Source organism: Streptomyces sp. TLI_105, assembly GCF_900105415.1.
In the GTDB taxonomy this organism is placed as follows: Bacteria; Actinomycetota; Actinomycetes; order Streptomycetales; family Streptomycetaceae; genus Streptomyces.
In genome coordinates this window covers 6,387,501-6,404,130 of the sequence record NZ_FNSM01000001.1, presented here as the reverse complement: position 1 = coordinate 6,404,130, position 16,630 = coordinate 6,387,501, and the positions used below count along the sequence as shown (strand labels likewise).

Genomic DNA, 16,630 nt, shown 5'->3' with positions numbered 1-16,630 from the left:
GGCGACGAGTTGTCGCCCTGGTGTACGAACTGTCCGGTCCCGTGACCGTGCGGTGATGTCGCCGCAACACGGACGCGGGTAGCGTCCGGCTCCATGGACAATCAGGGCGGGATCACCGTGCAGCGGGCGCTCGAACTCCCCGGGCTGCGCAGCGGGCTCCCGGAGGTCGTGGCCGGCGCGGACCGGCTCCACCGCACGGTGCGCTGGGTGCACGCGGGCGAGGTGCCGAACATCGCGTCGCTCCTCAAGGGCGGCGAACTACTCCTCACGACGGGCCTCGGCCTGGGCACCCGCCCGGCCGAACAACGCGCCTTCGTCCGCCGGCTCGCCGACCGGGGCATCGCGGCGCTCGTCGTCGAACTGGGCCCCCGCTTCGCCCGCCTCCCGGCGACGATAGTGGAGACCGCCCGGGCGGCCGGCCTCCCCCTCGTCCAGCTCCACCGCGAGGTCCCCTTCGTCGCCGTCACGGAGGAGATCCACACCGAGATCGTCAACGGCCACTACGCCCTCCAGCGGCAGGCCGAGGAGGTCCACCGGCAGTGCACGGAGGCCCTCCTCGGCGGCGGCGGGGTCCCGCAGGTGCTCCGCATCCTCTCCGACTTCGCCGCGAACCCGGTCTTCCTGGAGACCGCCGACGGACAGCTGCTGTACGCGGCGGGCACCGAGTCCGCGCCCGCCGACCCGCTCCAGGTGTGGGACGGCCTGCGCGGCCAGCGGGCGGCCCGCGAGTCCGGCCCGCCCTCCGGCACCGTCCTCGTCGACGTGCCCGGCGGCGGCCCCGGTACGGGTTCGGTACGGGCCCGCCTGGTCCTCCTCGCGGTCTCCGGCGCCCTCTCCCCCGTCCACCGGATGGCGGCCGAGCGGGCGGCGGGGCTCCTCGCGGTCGTCCTCATGCAGGCACGCCAGGAGGAGGAGCTGGCCGCGCGCGGCCGGGGCGACTTCCTGACGGACCTCGCGGAGGGCCGCATCACGGCGGAGGACGCCCCGGCACAGGCGAGGGTCCTGGGCTTCAAGCCGGGCGACGGCCCGCTCCTCCCGGTGGTGATGCGCCTGGCCTCGGAGTTGTCTCCCTCGGGCAACTGGGCCCTCCTGGCCCGCGCGGTCCTGGAGGAACTGTCCTCGGTGGGCGTCCCGGCCCTCCTGGGCGTCCGCCCGGTGGAAGGCCGGGTGCCTCTCTTGTTGGGTCTGCGCTCGGAATCGGAACGAACGGCGGTCGCGGACCGGGTCGCGGCGGCGCTGCGCGCGGGCGTGGAGCGGGCCGGCCTGGAACGGGCCGGGGTGCACCCGCCGGTCGTCGTGGTCGGCGTCGCGGGCGGCTGGGCGGCGGCCTCGGCGGGCCTGCGGCACGCGGCGGAGACGGCGACGGCGGCGCAGGGCCTCTCGGACCTCCCCTGGTACGACGCGCGCCGCCTCGACATCGACCTGCTCCTGTGGCGGCTGCGCGACCACCCGGACCTGGCGGCCTTCGTCGACCGCGCGATCGGGCCGCTGCGGGATCACGACGCCACGTCCCGCCCCCCGCTCCTCCCCACCCTCCAGACCTACCTAGCGCACGCGGGCCGCAAGGCGGAGACGGCCCGCGAGCTCCACCTCAACCGCCAGACGCTCTACAACCGCCTGGCCCGTATCTCCGAACTGCTCGGCACGGACCTGGACGACCCCCAGACGGTCCTGGCCCTCTCCTTGGCCCTCCGCGCCCGCCGCCACACGCCGTAGCGCCCGGGGCGGTGCCCCTCCCGCCACCTCCGTGTGGGCAATCGTCCCGCTGGGGCGGGACGGGTGGGCACACGGGACGGCGCCTTCAGCGGCGCCTCCGCGTTCCGCGCCTGGACCCGCACCACGCGTGCGGCGCACATCCGGTGCGGGTCAGGGCGCGGGAGCCTCTGGCGCCGGCAAGGGGCGCCGTTCCGTTGTGCCCACCCTCCCCCAAGCTCTCGGCTTCGCTCGAGCAGGGGGACCCCCCTCGCCCCAGCGGAACGCATGCCCACAACGGGGGTGGGGGCACCGCCCCGGCCGGCGCGCCCACAACGGGGGGCCGGATCATGCCGCCGCGTGGAAGAGGGCCGGCGCAGGCCCAGGAAAAGTCATCGCCCCGTCAGCTCGTCGTACACCGCCAGCACATGCGCCACCGTCTCGTCCTCCGTAGGCCAGGAACCCGCCTGCACCCGCCCCGCCGCCGCCAGGTCCATCCGCCGCTCCGCGTCCTCAAGGAGACCCCGCACCGCCCCCGCCAGGGCCCCCGCGTCCCCGTACGGCACCAGTTCCGCCGCGTTTCCGACGAGTTCCGGCACACCGCCGACCGCCGTCGCGACGAGCGGCACCCCGAGGCGGAGCGCCTCCTGCGCGAGCAGGGAGCGGGCCTCCCAGCGCGACGGCAGGACGGCGACGTCGGCGGCGGCGAGCAGCTCGGCGACGTCGTCCCGGCGCCCGATGAGCCGCACGGCGAGCCGTTCCTCGAAGATCCGCCGTTGCAGGAAGGCCCGTTCGCGTCCTTCTCCGGCGATCACGAGCAGCGGCTGCGGGTCGAGCTCCCGCCATTCCCGGGCGGCGTCGAGCAGCGTCCGGTAGCCCCGGCCGCGTTCGAGCGCCCCGACGGCCATGAGCAGGGGCCGGTCGACGGCGCCGAGTTCGGCGCGGGCCTTGCCGTCGTGGAGGCAGACGGGCCCGCGTGCGGGGGGCACGGTGACGGGGGCGAGGCGGGCGTCCCGGGCCCCGCGCCGCCGGGCGCGGTCGACGAGTTCGGAGGAGGTGCCGAGGACGACGGTCGCGGCCCGCGCGGTCTTCCGCTCGAGGAGCCGCAGCACCCCGCCCCGCGCCCCGTCCAGGTGGTTCCGGCTGTGCCAGGTGGTCACCAGGGGGACTCGGCAGCCGCCGGTCAGCGCGAGCGCGGCCCGTACGGAGGCCTGGAGGCCGTGCGCGTGGACCACGTCCGCGCCGATGCAGGCGTTGCGGAGGACGGCGACGGTCGCGGGGTCGCCGAGGCGGGGCAGGGGCACGAAGTGCGCGCCGGCGCCCAGGTAGTCGTATGCGCGGTCGAGTTCGGCCGGGGCGCACACGGTCACCCGCACGCCCCTTGCCACCAGCCCCGAGGCGAGTGATCGGACGTGAGCGCTGCTGCCCGCGCCGCCGCCGCCCAGCACTTGGACCGTACGGAGCTGTGTCACGCGCCCAAGGATGCCAGTCCGTGCCCTGGACCGTACGCACGTTCCGGCACCGAAGTGGCGTCGTTCCGGTGTGCGGAAGGCGTACGAGCCGGGCACACACCCACGGGTTCACCCACACGGGTGAGCGCACAAGCGTCCCGTCCGCTCCCCCGCACCACGCTCACGCCCTTCAGACGGACGCCGTCCGCTCCCCCCACACGGCGGCGGCGACGAGACCGGCCGCGTGCGCGGCGAGTCCGAGCCGCCCGTGGGAGGCGGCGACGGCGCTGCCGACGGCGGCGCCGAGCGCGTGCGCGCCCATGTCGCCGAGCATGCTCACCTCGCCGAGGTCGTCGGCGAGGAGCGCCGCGGCGGCCCCCATCGGAGCCGCGGCGGGCGTCCCTCGCAGCAGCCCCGGCGCGGCGAGCCCGAGCACGAGGAGGCCCGCGCGCCCCGGCCGTACGTCCACGAGGTTCACCAGGTGCGCGGTACCGGCGATGACGACCCCGGCGAGGGCCTTGTCGACGGGCTTCTCCTTGAGGAGGGATCCGGCCACGAGCGAGGCCGCACCGATCCCGAGGAGCTTGACGGTCCCGCTGGTGACCTCGCCGTCCCGAAGCGCCGTCAGATGCGCCCGGAATCCGCGCCGGTGGTCACCGCGCAGGTCGTCGTAGCGCCCGCACGCGGCCGCCGCCGCGACGGCCAGGGCGGCGGCGGGTGCCGAGGGCAGGGCGGCGGCCGCCGAGCCGAAGGCGGCGGCCGGACCGGCCTGGAGAAGGACCGGCCGGCCGGCGTGGTTGGTCCGCTGCCAGCTGCCCGGGTTCCCCGGCGGCCGCCGCCTCAGCTGCCCGTACGCGAGCCGCGTCGCCCCGAAGGCGGCCGCGAACGTACCGAGCCGCGTCGCCCCGAAGCCCCGGGCGACCGCACCGAGCCGCGTCGTCGCTCCGAAAGCCCCGACGGCCGCACCCCTCCGCGCCGCCCCGAAGCCTTCGGCGACCGTACCGAGCCGCGCCGCCCCGAAAGCCCCGGCGACCGGACCGAGGCGCCCCGGACTCGGGGTCACGCGTCCGCCCGCGCCGTGGCGAGCAGCTCCTCCGCGTGGGCCCTGGCCGTCTCGGAGTCCTCCTGGCCGGCGAGCATCCGGGACAGCTCCCGGACCCGCTCCTCGCCCTCCAGGACGGTGACGCCGGAACGGGTCACGGAGCCGTCGTTCGTCTTCTCGACGAGCAGCTGCCGGTCGGCGAAGGCCGCGACCTGCGGGAGGTGGGTGACGACCACGACCTGGGCGGACTTGGCGAGCTTGGCGAGCCGACGGCCGATCTCGACGGCCGCCTTGCCGCCGACGCCCGCGTCGACCTCGTCGAAGAGGTACGTCGGCACGGGGTCGACCCCGGCGAAGACGACCTCCACGGCGAGCATCACCCGGGACAGCTCACCGCCGGACGCGCCCTTGGCGATGGGCCGCGGCGGGGCGCCGGGGTGCGGGGCGAGCAGCAGCTCGACCTCGTCGGCCCCGGACGGGCCGTAGGCGACGCGCCGGCCGCTGACCTCGACGCCCTCGGGGTCCTCGGTCTGGGTGATGGAGAAGGACACGCGCGCGTGGGGCATGGCCAGCGAGGCGAGTTCGGCGGTGACCGCGTCGGCGAACCGGGCGGCCGTCTCCGTGCGCGCGTCGGTGAGCCGCTGGGCGAGCACCGACAGTTCGTCGCGCAGCCGGTCCCGTTCGGCGGTGAGCTCCTCGATCCGGTCGTCGTCGTTGTCGAGTTCGCCGAGCCGCGTCGCGCTCTCCTCCGCCCAGGCGAGGACGGCGCCGATGTCCTCGCCGTACTTCCTCGTCAGCTGGGTGAGCAGTGCCCGCCGCTCCTCGACGGCGGCGAGCCGCAGCGGGTCGGCGTCCAGGTCGTCGGCGTACCCGGCCAGTTCCTGCGCGACGTCCGAGAGCAGGATCGAGATCTCGCCCATCCGGTCGGCGAGCCCGGCGAGCGCCGGGTCGTGCGACCGTACGGCCTCCAGGGCCCGGCCCGCGCCGGCGACCAGGGTGGTCGCGTCGACGGCCTCGGGGTCCTCGGGGTTGCCCGCGAGCGCGCCGTGCGCGAGCGCGGCGGCGGAGGCGAGGGCCTCGGCGTGCCCGAGCCGCTCGGCCTCGGCGGCGAGTTCGACGTCCTCGCCGGGCAGCGGGGCGACGGCCTCGATCTCGCCGAGGCCGAAGCGCAGCAGATCGGCCTCCTGGGCGCGTTCCCTGGCCCGGGTGGTGATCTCGTCCAGCTCGGCGGTGACGGCGCGCAGCCGCCGGTACGCCTCGCCGTAGGCGGCGAGCGGCACGGAGACGGCCTCGCCCGCGTACCGGTCGAGCGCGCCGCGCTGCCGGGCCGGCTTGAGCAGGCCCTGCTGGTCGGTCTGGCCGTGGACGGCGACGAGCTCGTCGGCGAGCTCGGCGAGCAGCCCGACGGGCACGGAGCGCCCGCCCAGGTGGGCCCGCGAGCGTCCCTCGGCGGAGACGGTACGGCTGACGAGGAGCACGCCGTCGTCGAGCTCGGCACCGGCCTCCTCGGCACGTGCGGCGACGGACGAGCCCGGAGGCACGCTGATCCGCCCCTCGACGACGGCCGAGGCCGCGCCGATCCGCACCAGGGCCGGGTCGGCACGTCCGCCGAGCAGCAACCCCAGGCTGGTCACGACCATGGTCTTGCCCGCACCGGTCTCACCGGTCACCGCGGTGAATCCGGGCGACAGCTCGACCACCGCGTCGTCGATGACCCCGAGCGACCGTATCCGCATCTCCTCCAGCACGCCCCAGACCATACGAGGTTTACCGGGTCCGATGCGACATCGCCCCCGGCCGTGACTCCCGGACGCGCCGTTCGTTACGGACCCGCCGGGGGCGTCAGCGCGGTGCGCCCCGCCATCCCGAGACGGGCAGGGCGAACTTGGCGACGAGCCGGTCCGTGAAGGAGGCGTGGTGCAGCCGGGCGAGCCGGACCGGCACGGCGCCCCGCCGCACCTCGACGCGGGCCCCCGCGGGGAGCTCCACCGTCCGCCGCCCGTCGCACCACAGCACCCCGTGCGGGGTGTGCGGCTCGACCTCGACGGCGAGCACCGACTGGGGGGTGGTGATCAGCGGCTTGGCGAAGAGGGCGTGGGCCCCGATCGGGACCATGAGCAGCGCCTCGACCTCGGGCCAGACGACCGGGCCGCCCGCCGAGAAGGCGTACGCGGTGGAGCCGGTGGGTGTCGCGCAGATCACCCCGTCGCAGCCGAAGCCGGTCACCGGGCGCCCGTCGATCGCGAGCACGACCTCCAGCATCCGCTCCGGCGAGACCTTCTGCACGGCGGCCTCGTTGAGCGCCCAGTCGCGGTACAGGACGTCGCCGTTCTCGTACACGACGACGTCGAGGGTCATCCGCTCCTCGACCTCGTACGCCTTGGTGACGACCCGGTCGACGACCTTGTCGAGGTCGTCGCGCTCGGCCTCGGCGAGGAAGCCGACGCGCCCCAGGTTGACGCCGAGCATGGGCACGCCGGAGGCGCGGGAGAACTCCGCGCCGCGCAGCAGGGTGCCGTCGCCGCCGAGGACGACGAGGAGTTCACAGCCGTCGAGCGCGTCGGGACAGCCTTCCGGCACCCTCTCGACGGACGGCGGCAGCGGCAGGTCCGCGGCCTCGGCCTCCAGGACGCGGACGCCGATGCCGCAGCGCAGCAGCCCCAGGACGACCAGTTCGGCGCTGCGCACGGCGGCCGGCCGGCCGGTGTGCGCGAGCAGGAAGACGGTGCGTGTTGTTCCCGATGGTGCTGCTGCAGTTGAGCTCAACGAGGTCCCTCCGCCACGGCGCGGTCGACGTCCGCCGGATCCAGCGCGGGCGCGCCTGCCCGCAGCCACAGAAAGTACTCGACGTTGCCGGAGGGACCGGGCAGCGGGCTGGCGGTGACGCCGAGGACGCCGAGGCCGAGCTCGCCGGCCCGCCGGGCCACGTTCTTCACGGCGTCCGCGCGGAGCTCGGTGGAGCGTACGACTCCGCCGGTGCCGAGCCGCTCCTTGCCCACCTCGAACTGCGGCTTGACCATGAGGACGAGGTCGGCGTCGGGCGCCGTGCAGGCCGCGAGGGCGGGCAGGACGAGGCCGAGCGGGATGAAGGACAGGTCGCCGACGACGAGGTCGACCGGGATGCCGTCGATGGCGTCGAGCGTCAACTCGCGCACGTTCGTGCGGTCCTTCACGGTGACGCGCTCGTCGCTCTGCAGCGACCAGGCGAGCTGCCCGTAACCGACGTCGACGGCGACGACGTGGGCGGCGCCCGCGCGCAGCAGGACGTCCGTGAAGCCGCCGGTGGAGGCTCCGGCGTCCAGGGCGCGCCGGCCCTCGACCTTCAGTCCCCGCGGCACGAAGGCGGCGAAGGCCCCGGCGAGCTTGTGGCCGCCGCGCGAGACGTAGTCGGGGTCGGAGTCGTCCTGGACGACGACGATGGCCGCGGCGGTCTCGACCTGGGTGGCGGGCTTGGTGGCGACGGTCTTGCCGACGGTCACCCGGCCCGCGGCGATCAGCTGGCTGGCGTGCTCGCGCGAGCGCGCGAGCTTGCGCCGGACCAGCTCGGCGTCGAGACGGCGGCGTGCCACTCCTGCCACGTTCGGTTCAGCTCCTGTTGTCGTACGGACGGGGGGCGGGATGCGTGTCGAGCGAGGTCAGCTCGGCGCGCAGCCCACGGTGTACATCCTCGTACACCTCCAGGTGTCCGTCCGCCGGGAGGTGGTCCAGCTCGGCGAGACGCGCGAGGCGGGCGTCGACGGCGGGATGGCCGGTGGGCTCCGGGGCGACACCGAGCGGTGCGGGTCCTGCGGGCCCGTGCGTCTCGGCCGGGGCCTGCTCCTGCGGGGCTTCGGGGGTGGCGTCGCTCATGCCTCGACGCTACCGCGAAGCCCTGGGGTACCGTCGACGGCGATGGCGACGATCACGGAGTGCCGCGGCGCACTGGACAGACTTTCCGACAATCTCGCGCGGGCGGACGAGGGCGTGCGCGGTGCGGCCGCGCTCGACCGCAGCCTGAGCTGCCACATCACCGACCTCGACACGACGTTCACGGGCCGACTCGCGGACGGCCGGATCCGGGTCGACGCCACGGTGGCGGGCCCGCCGCCGGCCAAGGCGGACATCCGGCTCGCGATGACCGGCGACGACCTGGTGGCGATGGTGGACGGCGAGCTGAACTTCGCGAAGGCCTGGGCCTCGGGCCGGGTCAGACTGGAAGCCGGCTTCCGCGACCTCCTGCGCCTGAGGTCACTTCTGTAGCGCGCCCCTTCAACGCGACCGCCTGCGCCCTCGCGCCCCCTTCAAAGCGCCCTCCCGCGCCTGTGAGCCCCCCTTCAGCACGCCCTCCCGCGGCCCGCGTGCCCCCTCCCTTCAGCGCGACCGCCTGGAGGTCACTTCTGCAGCGCGGGTTCCTGACCGGCCGGCTCCTCCGCACGGGCCGCCGCGGCCGCCCGGCCGCGCGCCTTCCGCCCGGCCGGCACGACCAGAGGCGTCCCCGTCTCCGGGTCGTCGATGACCTGGCAGTGCAGCCCGAAGACCCGCTCGACCAGCTCGGCGGACACCACCTCCGACGGCGGCCCCTCGGCGACGACCTCGCCGTCGCGGACGGCGATGAGGTGGGTGGCGTACCGGGCCGCGTGGTTGAGGTCGTGGAGGACGGCGACGAGCGTCCGCCCCTGCGTCTCGTGGAGCTCGGCGCACAGATCGAGGACGTCGATCTGGTGCTGGATGTCGAGGTACGTGGTGGGCTCGTCGAGCAGCAGCAGCGGCGTCTGCTGGGCGAGCGCCATGGCGATCCAGACGCGCTGGCGCTGACCGCCCGAGAGCTCGTCCACGTACCGGTCGGCCAGCTCGGCGACGCCGGTCGCCGCCATGGACTCGCGCGTGATCCGCTCGTCCTCCTGGGACCACTGGCGCAGCAGCCCCTGGTGCGGATAGCGGCCGCGCGCGACGAGGTCGGCGACGGTGATGCCGTCGGGGGCCACGGAGGTCTGGGGCAGCAGCCCGAGGGCCTTGGCGACCTTCTTGGCGGGCAGCGTGTGGATGGACTGCCCGTCGAGCAGGACGCGGCCCTCGCTGGGCTTCAGCATCCGGGAGAGGGCGCGCAGGAGGGTGGACTTGCCGCAGGCGTTGGGCCCGACGATGACGGTGAACGAGTTGTCGGGGATCGCGACGGACAGATCGCGGGCGATGACCCGCTGCTCGTAGGCCAGGGTGACCGATTCCGCGCTCAGGCGCTGCTGCTGCCGACCGTTCATACCCGCACTCCCGCTGTCTCGTCCGTGGTCGTGCCCCGCGGTGACGACCACGACCCACGCGAAGTTAGGTTAGCCTACCCAACTTCGCCCCCTGCCCGGGATGCCGGGGGCTCACACCCCCAGAAGCGCCAGCACCTTCCCCGCGTCCGGCACACCCGCGCCCGGCCGGTCCGCCTCCGACCAGGCCGCCCCGCACAGCGCCCGCACCGCGTCCAGCACGTCCGCCCCCTCGCCCGGCGCGCCGTCGAGGACGAGCTCACCGCCGCTCACGGAGGCCCGCCACCCCCCGCACACGAAGCCCCCGTCCGCGTCCGCGACGACCTCGGGCTGCCCCACGAGCAGCCCCCGCAGATCGGCCGCCACATACGTCGGCCGCTGCTCGGGCACGGCCGCGAGCAGCTGCGCCACGTCCGTCACCCCGGTCAGCACGAGCAGCGAGTCCACCCCGCCGTTGAACGCGCCCTCGATGTCCGTGTCCAGCCGGTCCCCCACCACCAGCGGCCGCTCCGCCCCCGTCCGCAGCACCGTCTCCCGGTGCATCGGCGGCAGCGGCTTCCCCGCGACCTTCGGCTCGAACCGGCCCCCGGTGGCGATGCGCACGACCTCCACGCCCGCCCCGTTCCCCGGCCCGATCCCCCGCGCCCCGGGAATGGTCAGATCGGTGTTCGAGGCGTACCACGGCACGCCCCGCGCCACCGCGTAGGCCGCCTCCGCGAACCTCCCCCACGGCATCTCCGGCCCGCCGTACCCCTGCACGACCGCCGCCGGGTCGTAGTCCGCCGACTCCACCGGCACGAGGCCCCGCTCGCGCAGCGCCACCCGCAGCCCCTCGCCGCCGATGACCAGCACCCTGGACCCCGCCGGCACCTCGTCCGCGATCAGCCGGGCCACCGCCTGCGCCGAGGTGACCACGTCCCCGGCCTCCGCCGGCACGCCCAGCTCCGTCAGGTGCTCCGCCACCTCGTCGGGCGTCCGCAGCGCGTTGTTGGTGACGTACGCCAGGTGCATCCCGTCGGCCCGGGCCGTCCCGAGCGCCTCCACGGCGTGCGGGACGGGCTCCCCGCCCGCGTACACGACACCGTCCAGGTCCAGGAGCACCGTGTCGTACGCCTCGCTCAGCGCGACCGCACTGCCCGCCGGGCGCTTCCTGCCGCCGTCCCGCCGCCCCTGATCGTTCCGCACCGCCACCACACACTCCTCGGATCACGCGGGTGAATCGCCCCGCTCCCCCGATCATCGCTCATGCCCCTCCCCCACATACGATGACGGGATGAACACATCAGGTCACGCGGCCGACGACGTCCGCGACGACGCCACAGGCCTGCGCCTGGTCCCGTTCCGCGGACTCCGGTACGTCCCCGAGCGGGTCGGCAGCCTCGCCGCCGTGACGTCCCCTCCCTACGACGTCGTCGTACGACCTGACGGACTGCTCCATCTGGAGTCCGCCGACCCCCACAACATCGTCCGGCTGATCCTCCCGCAGGCGATCACCGCCGGCACCCGCCACCGCAAGGCCGCCGTCACCCTCGACCGCTGGCTCGCGGACGGCGTCCTCGCCCCGGACCCGGAGCCCGCGCTCTACGTGTACGAGCAGCAGGGCGACGGCATCCTCCAGCGCGGCGTCATCGGCGCCCTGGAGCTCTCCACCCCGGCGGAGGGCGTCGTCCTGCCCCACGAGGACGTCATGCCGCACGTCGTCGAGGACCGCGCCGCCCTGATGCGGACCACGGCCGCCAACCTGGAGCCCCTGCTCCTCACCTACGTCGGGGACGACGAGGGCGGCGCCGACGCGGTCATCGAGCGCACCGTCCGGCACGAGCCCCTGCTCTCCACCACCACGGAGGACGGCTTCCAGCACCGCCTGTGGTCGGTCACGGACCCCGCCGAACTCGCCACGATCGCCGGCGACCTGGCCCGCCATCAGGCCCTCATCGCCGACGGCCACCACCGCTGGGCGACGTACCTGCGCCTCCGCGAGGAGCACGCGGCCCCCGGCCCCTGGAACTACGGCCTGGTCCTCCTCGTCGACACCGCCCGCTACCCCCTGCGGGTCCGCGCGATCCACCGGCTCCTCAACCGCCTGCCGGTCTCCGACGCCCTCACGGCCCTCGGAGACGCGTTCCGGGTGCGCAGGATCGACCAGCCGCTCCCCGAGGCCCTGGAGGCCCTGGCGGCCGCCACGGCAGAGGGAAACGCCTTCCTCCTCGCGGGCGACGGCGGCTTCCACCTCCTCGACCGCCCGGACCCCGCCCTCCTCGACCGCACGATCCGCACCGACCGCCCCCAGGCCTGGCGGACCCTGGACGCGACGGTCCTGCACTCCACCCTCCTGGAGCACGTCTGGCAGATCCCGGACGCCCCCGAGGACATCGCCTACATCCACGACACGGAGGCGGCGGTCGCCCAGGCGGAACGCCGCGGCGGCACGGCGGTCCTCATGCATCCGGTACGGGAGGAGGTCGTCCGCGACCTCGCCCGCCAGGGCGTCACGATGCCCCGCAAGTCGACCTCCTTCGGCCCGAAGCCCGCGACGGGCCTGGTCCTGAGGAGCCTGGCCCTGGACTGAGGGCACAGGAACGAAGAAGGGCGGCACCCAGCGGGTGCCGCCCTTCTCACTGCTCCGGGGGATCAGCCCTTGTCGCCGTCCCGGTCGTCCTCGTCGTCCTCGTCGTCCTCGTCGTCGAGCTCGACGACACCGGACCCCTGAGACTCCTCGGACTCGTCCTCGGACTCGTCGATCGCGTCGACGAACTCGACGCCGTCCATCTCGGCGAGCCGGTCGGAGGCGTCCGTGGCGCCGTCCTTGTCGGCCTCCAGGGCCTTCGCGAACCACTCCCGCGCCTCGCGCTCACGGCCGGCGGCGAGCAGCGCGTCGGCGTACGCGTACCGCAGGCGCGCGGTCCACGGGTGCACGGCGCTGGAGGCGAGCTCGGGGCTCTGCAGCGTCACGATGGCCGCGTCGAGCTGCCCCATGTCCCGGCGGGCGCCGGCGGCGACGAGCCGCATCTCGACCTGTCCGGCCTTGTCCAGCTTCTGCACCTCGGGCTCACCGGCCATGGCGAGGGCCCGCTCGGGCCGGCCGAGGCCGCGCTCGCAGTCGGCCATGACGGGCCACAGCTCGACACCGCCGCTCATCCGGCGCGCGGCCCGGAACTCGGCCAGCGCCTCGGAGTACTTCTGCGTCGCGTACGCGGCGAAACCGGCCGCCTCACGGACGGCCGCGACGCGGGACGCGAGCCGCAGGGCGATCCTGGAGTAGCCGTAGGCCTTCTCCGGGTCCTCGTCGATCAGCTGGGCGACCATGACGAGGTTGCGCGAGACCTCCTCGGCGAGCCCCTTGGGCAGGCTCATCAGCTCCTGGCGCACGTCCGGGTCGATCTCCTCACCGGTGACCTCCGGCGGGATCGGCAGACGCTTGATGGGCGCGCGGTCGCCACGGTCCCGCTCGCCACGGTCGTCGCGACGTCCGTAACCGCCCCGGTCGTCACGCCCGCGGAACCCGCCGCGGTCGCCGCCCCGGTCGTCGCGACGGAACCCACCGCCACGGCTGTCATCGCGGCGGAAGCCGCCACCACGGTTGTCGTCCCGACGGAAGGACGAGGGACGGTCGCCGCCCCGGCTGTCGTCCCGACGGAACGACGAGGGACGGTCGCCGCCCCGGCTGTCGTCCCGACGGAACGACGAGGGACGGTCGCCGCCCCGGTCGTCACGGCGGAACGACGAGGGACGGTCGCCGCCCCGGCTGTCGTCCCGACGGAACGACGAGGGACGGTCGCCGCCCCGGTCGTCACGGCGGAAGCCGCCGCCACGGTTGTCATCACGGCGGTCGTCACGCTGCCCGTACGAGGGACGCTCGTCCCGACGGAAGGACGGACGGTCCCCACCCCGGTCGTCACGGCGGAAGCCGCCGCCACGGTTGTCGCCACCGCGGTCGTCACGCTGCCCGTACGAGGGACGCTCGTCCCGACGGAACGACGACGGCCGCTCATCACGCCGGTCGTCCCGGCGGAAGGGCGGACGGTCGCCGCCCCGGTCGTCACGCTGACCGTACGAAGGCCGGTCGTCCCGACGGAAGGACGGACGGTCCCCACCACGGTCGTCACGGCGGAAACCGCCGCCACGGCTGTCGCCACCGCGGTCATCACGACGGAAGCCACCGCCGCGGTTGTCACCGCCACGGTCGTCACGACGGAAACCGCCACCACGGCTGTCACCACCGCGGCTGTCATCACGACGGAAGCCACCGCCGCGGTTGTCATCACGGCGGTCGTCACGCTGCCCGTACGAAGGCCGGTCGTCCCGACGGAAGGACGGACGGTCCCCGCCACGGTCGTCACGGCGGAAACCGCCGCCACGGTTGTCGCCACCGCGGTCATCACGACGGAAACCGCCGCCACGGTTGTCGCCACCGCGGTTGTCGCCACCCCGGTCGTCACGGCGGAAGCCGCCGCCACGGTTGTCGCCACCGCGGTTGTCGCCACCCCGGTCGTCACGGCGGAAGCCGCCGCCACGGTTGTCGCCACCGCGGTTGTCGCCACCCCGGTCGTCACGGCGGAAGCCGCCACCGCGGTTGTCACCGCCACGGTCGTCACGGCGGAAGCCGCCGCCACCACGGTTGTCGTCACGGCGCGGCCCGCGGAAGCCGCCCCGGTCGCCACCTGCACCGTCCCTGCGACGCGGCTCGCGCTCCGGACGGTCGTCGGGAGAGTTGGTGGACATCGGTGTGACTCCTGTCTTCGGGTACTGCAGTCATTCTCGCGCAGCCGGCACTCAGCCGCGCATCGGAAAGTCAAGCAAAAAACAAAAGGACCCCTGGTCCCAGCGTGAACGCTGGGACCAGGGGTCCTGAAGAATTGTTCGGCGGCGTCCTACTCTCCCACAGGGTCCCCCCTGCAGTACCATCGGCGCTGAAAGGCTTAGCTTCCGGGTTCGGAATGTAACCGGGCGTTTCCCTAACGCTATGACCACCGAAACCCTATCGGTTTCGAGCGAACAAGCACACTCTGTAGTTGTGTTCTAGCTCCAGAAACCAGCAACTGTTCGTTGCTTCAGAACTAACACAGTGGACGCGAGCAACTGAGGACAAGCCCTCGGCCTATTAGTACCGGTCAGCTCCACCCCTTACGGGGCTTCCACATCCGGCCTATCAACCCAGTCGTCTACTGGGAGCCTTACCCTCTCAAGGAGGTGGGAATACTCATCTCGAAGCAGGCTTCCCGCTTAGATGCTTTCAGCGGTTATCCCTCCCGAACGTAGCCAACCAGCCATGCCCTTGGCAGGACAACTGGCACACCAGAGGTTCGTCCGTCCCGGTCCTCTCGTACTAGGGACAGCCCTTCTCAATATTCCTACGCGCACAGCGGATAGGGACCGAACTGTCTCACGACGTTCTAAACCCAGCTCGCGTACCGCTTTAATGGGCGAACAGCCCAACCCTTGGGACCGACTCCAGCCCCAGGATGCGACGAGCCGACATCGAGGTGCCAAACCATCCCGTCGATATGGACTCTTGGGGAAGATCAGCCTGTTATCCCCGGGGTACCTTTTATCCGTTGAGCGACGGCGCTTCCACAAGCCACCGCCGGATCACTAGTCCCGACTTTCGTCCCTGCTCGACCCGTCGGTCTCACAGTCAAGCTCCCTTGTGCACTTACACTCAACACCTGATTGCCAACCAGGCTGAGGGAACCTTTGGGCGCCTCCGTTACCCTTTGGGAGGCAACCGCCCCAGTTAAACTACCCATCAGACACTGTCCCTGATCCGGATCACGGACCGAGGTTAGACATCCAGCACGACCAGAGTGGTATTTCAACGGCGACTCCACCATGACTGGCGTCACGGCTTCAAAGTCTCCCACCTATCCTACACAAGCCGAACCGAACACCAATATCAAACTGTAGTAAAGGTCCCGGGGTCTTTCCGTCCTGCTGCGCGAAACGAGCATCTTTACTCGTAGTGCAATTTCACCGGGCCTATGGTTGAGACAGTCGAGAAGTCGTTACGCCATTCGTGCAGGTCGGAACTTACCCGACAAGGAATTTCGCTACCTTAGGATGGTTATAGTTACCACCGCCGTTTACTGGCGCTTAAGTTCTCAGCTTCGCCACACCGAAATGTGACTAACCGGTCCCCTTAACGTTCCAGCACCGGGCAGGCGTCAGTCCGTATACATCGCCTTACGGCTTCGCACGGACCTGTGTTTTTAGTAAACAGTCGCTTCTCGCTGGTCTCTGCGGCCACCCCCAGCTCACGGAGCAAGTCCGATCACCGGGCGTGGCCCCCCTTCTCCCGAAGTTACGGGGGCATTTTGCCGAGTTCCTTAACCATAGTTCACCCGAACGCCTCGGTATTCTCTACCTGACCACCTGAGTCGGTTTAGGGTACGGGCCGCCATGAAACTCGCTAGAGGCTTTTCTCGACAGCATAGGATCATCCACTTCACCACAATCGGCTCGGCATCAGGTCTCAGCCTTGGTGTGTGACGGATTTGCCTATCACACGGCCTACACCCTTACCCCGGGACTACCACCGCCCGGGCTGGACTACCTTCCTGCGTCACCCCATCGCTTACCTACTACCACCTCGGTTCGCCGGCTCCACCACTTTCCTTTCCCCGAAGGGTCCGGAACGGCTTCACGGGCTTAGCATCAGAGGATTCGGTATTGGGCGTTTCAAAGCGGGTACCGGAATATCAACCGGTTGTCCATCGACTACGCCTGTCGGCCTCGCCTTAGGTCCCGACTTACCCTGGGCAGATCAGCTTGACCCAGGAACCCTTAGTCAATCGGCGCACACGTTTCTCACGTGTGTATCGCTACTCATGCCTGCATTCTCACTCGTGAACCGTCCACAACTCGCTTCCGCGGCTGCTTCACCCGGCACACGACGCTCCCCTACCCATCACAACACCCGTTGGGGCTATACGCTGCAATGACACGACTTCGGCGGTACGCTTGAGCCCCGCTACATTGTCGGCGCGGAATCACTTGACCAGTGAGCTATTACGCACTCTTTCAAGGGTGGCTGCTTCTAAGCCAACCTCCTGGTTGTCTCTGCGACTCCACATCCTTTCCCACTTAGCGTACGCTTAGGGGCCTTAGTCGATGCTCTGGGCTGTTTCCCTCTCGACCATGGAGCTTATCCCCCACAGTCTCACTGCCGCGCTCTCACTTACCGGCATTCGGAGTTTGGCTAAGGTCAGTAACCC

12 protein-coding genes, 2 rRNA genes and 1 pseudogene (1 of these 15 running past the window's edge) are annotated in these 16,630 nt (G+C 72.2%); 3 read left to right on the top strand and 12 right to left on the bottom strand.

All coding sequences use genetic code 11. From position 1 onward, the window contains the following. The first annotated feature begins 93 nt into the window (after positions 1-93). Entirely contained in the window at positions 94-1,716 is a 1,623-nt protein-coding gene (locus tag BLW86_RS29260; RefSeq protein ID WP_093876805.1) for a PucR family transcriptional regulator, read from the top strand. Positions 1,717-2,084: 368 nt separating this feature from the next. Here the strand turns inward: BLW86_RS29260 and BLW86_RS29255 are convergent, their stop codons facing one another. The 6 genes from BLW86_RS29255 to BLW86_RS29230 form a co-directional block, all read right to left on the bottom strand. Next, positions 2,085-3,164 (bottom strand): glycosyltransferase family 4 protein, encoded by a 1,080-nt coding sequence (locus BLW86_RS29255; RefSeq protein WP_093876804.1) that lies wholly within the window; start codon positions 3,162-3,164, stop codon positions 2,085-2,087. Between the two features lie 169 nt (positions 3,165-3,333). Next, positions 3,334-4,206 carry a hypothetical protein gene (locus BLW86_RS29250; RefSeq protein WP_256341461.1) on the bottom strand — a complete coding sequence of 291 codons (873 nt, stop codon included), beginning with the start codon at positions 4,204-4,206 and terminating at the stop codon, positions 3,334-3,336. Beyond that, positions 4,203-5,945 carry a DNA repair protein RecN gene (gene recN, locus BLW86_RS29245; RefSeq protein WP_093876803.1) on the bottom strand — a complete coding sequence of 581 codons (1,743 nt, stop codon included), beginning with the start codon at positions 5,943-5,945 and terminating at the stop codon, positions 4,203-4,205. Before recN ends, BLW86_RS29250 begins: the two co-directional genes overlap by 4 nt. Before the next feature lie 82 nt (positions 5,946-6,027). Further along, positions 6,028-6,951, bottom strand: a complete 924-nt coding sequence (locus BLW86_RS29240; RefSeq protein ID WP_093876802.1) for an NAD kinase — start codon at positions 6,949-6,951, stop codon at positions 6,028-6,030. Beyond that, positions 6,948-7,763: a TlyA family RNA methyltransferase gene (locus BLW86_RS29235; protein ID WP_093876801.1), complete on the bottom strand. Its 816-nt coding sequence runs from the start codon at positions 7,761-7,763 to the stop codon at positions 6,948-6,950. The genes BLW86_RS29240 and BLW86_RS29235 overlap by 4 nt, the downstream gene beginning before the upstream one ends. 7 nt (positions 7,764-7,770) lie before the next feature. Continuing rightward, positions 7,771-8,034, bottom strand: a complete 264-nt coding sequence (locus tag BLW86_RS29230) for a hypothetical protein (RefSeq protein WP_093876800.1) — start codon at positions 8,032-8,034, stop codon at positions 7,771-7,773. A 42-nt stretch (positions 8,035-8,076) separates the two neighbouring features. Here BLW86_RS29230 and BLW86_RS29225 point away from each other — a divergent pair, with 42 nt between their 5' ends. Further along, the gene (locus BLW86_RS29225) at positions 8,077-8,424 is read left to right on the top strand and encodes an SCP2 sterol-binding domain-containing protein (protein WP_093876799.1); all 348 of its coding nucleotides are present in this window, start codon (positions 8,077-8,079) and stop codon (positions 8,422-8,424) included. 131 nt (positions 8,425-8,555) lie between these two features. Here BLW86_RS29225 and BLW86_RS29220 read toward each other — a convergent pair whose 3' ends face one another. Both BLW86_RS29220 and BLW86_RS29215 read right to left on the bottom strand, forming a co-directional pair. Next, a complete protein-coding gene (locus tag BLW86_RS29220; protein WP_093876798.1) occupies positions 8,556-9,422 on the bottom strand; it encodes an ABC transporter ATP-binding protein in 867 nt (288 codons plus the stop codon). A gap of 111 nt (positions 9,423-9,533) precedes the next feature. Continuing rightward, positions 9,534-10,610, bottom strand: coding sequence for an HAD-IIA family hydrolase (locus tag BLW86_RS29215; protein ID WP_093876797.1), 1,077 nt, complete (start codon positions 10,608-10,610; stop codon positions 9,534-9,536). Positions 10,611-10,692: 82 nt separating this feature from the next. On the opposite strand from BLW86_RS29215, the gene BLW86_RS29210 reads away from it, so the two are divergent. Beyond that, positions 10,693-11,988 carry a DUF1015 domain-containing protein gene (locus BLW86_RS29210; protein WP_093876796.1) on the top strand — a complete coding sequence of 432 codons (1,296 nt, stop codon included), beginning with the start codon at positions 10,693-10,695 and terminating at the stop codon, positions 11,986-11,988. Between the two features lie 62 nt (positions 11,989-12,050). Here the strand turns inward: BLW86_RS29210 and BLW86_RS44110 are convergent, their stop codons facing one another. The 4 genes and pseudogenes from BLW86_RS44110 to BLW86_RS29195 all read right to left on the bottom strand — a co-directional run. Next, positions 12,051-12,833 (bottom strand): tetratricopeptide repeat protein, encoded by a 783-nt coding sequence (locus tag BLW86_RS44110; RefSeq protein WP_218138071.1) that lies wholly within the window; start codon positions 12,831-12,833, stop codon positions 12,051-12,053. Between the two features lie 369 nt (positions 12,834-13,202). Beyond that, positions 13,203-14,111: pseudogene (locus BLW86_RS44105) on the bottom strand (tetratricopeptide repeat protein); the annotation flags it as partial. Positions 14,112-14,277: 166 nt separating this feature from the next. After that, positions 14,278-14,394 (bottom strand): 5S ribosomal RNA (rrf, locus tag BLW86_RS29200). Between the two features lie 106 nt (positions 14,395-14,500). Then, a 23S ribosomal RNA gene (locus BLW86_RS29195) occupies positions 14,501-16,630 on the bottom strand (it continues 992 nt past the right edge of the window).